Origin of the sequence: Acidovorax sp. HMWF029, assembly GCF_003060895.1 — a bacterium.
Classification (GTDB): Bacteria; Pseudomonadota; Gammaproteobacteria; order Burkholderiales; family Burkholderiaceae_C; genus Acidovorax.
In genome coordinates this window covers 5,802-6,593 of record NZ_QAIH01000269.1, presented here as the reverse complement: position 1 = coordinate 6,593, position 792 = coordinate 5,802, and the positions used below count along the sequence as shown (strand labels likewise).

Annotated in this window: 1 protein-coding gene; it reads right to left on the bottom strand. The window is 67.0% G+C overall.

The genetic code is table 11. From position 1 onward, the window contains the following. Positions 1–792, bottom strand: a 792-nt coding sequence (locus DBR12_RS18975; RefSeq protein ID WP_233244901.1) for an MFS transporter, incomplete at both ends; no start/stop codon positions are given.

Here is a 792-nt window from a genome sequence, read left to right as displayed (position 1 = left end):
GGGCAGGTTCACCAGTGCGGCCCCGGCAGCCAGCGCGATGTCGATGTACCAGACCCAGTCGTAGCTGCCCGTGGCCTGGAAGACGCTGCCGCCCAGGTAGGCGCCTAAAAAACCGCCGATCTGGTGCGACAGCATCACGATGCCAAACAACATCGCCATGTTGGCCGTGCCAAACATCTTGGCGACCAGTCCGGCCGTGGGGGGCACCGTGGACAGGAACGTGATGCCCATGACGGCTGCAAAGATCAGCACCACGGCGGGTGTCTTGGGCGCCAGCAAAAAGATGAGCACCGCGATGCCGCGTGTGGCGTACAGCAGCGCCAGCAGCGACTTCATGCGCCAGCGCCCCACGGCCCAGCCCATGGCCAGGCTGCCTACGATGTTGAACAGGCCGATCACGGCCAGTGCCCAGCCGCCCACCTCGGGGGCCAGCCCGCAGGCGGCAATCACGCCCGGCAGATGGGTGGCCAGAAACGCCACGTGGAAGCCACACACCAAAAAGCCCACAGCGAGGTAGCGGTAGCTGGGGGTGGCCAGCGCCTGCGCAATGGCCTCGCGTGCAGTCAGCGCCTTCTGGCCCGATGCGGCGGCGGCCTGCGCCGCCAGTGCGTTGGAGTTGCCTTTGAGCACCCACACCGCAGGTAGCGCCAGCAGCACCAGAACGCCCAGCCACTGCATGGCGTTGGCCCAGCCCACGGCGGCCGTCAGGCTGATGGCAATGGGCGCCATCACGAACTGACCAAACGAACCACCCGCATTGACGATGCCGCTGGCCAGCCCCCGCTTGTGCGC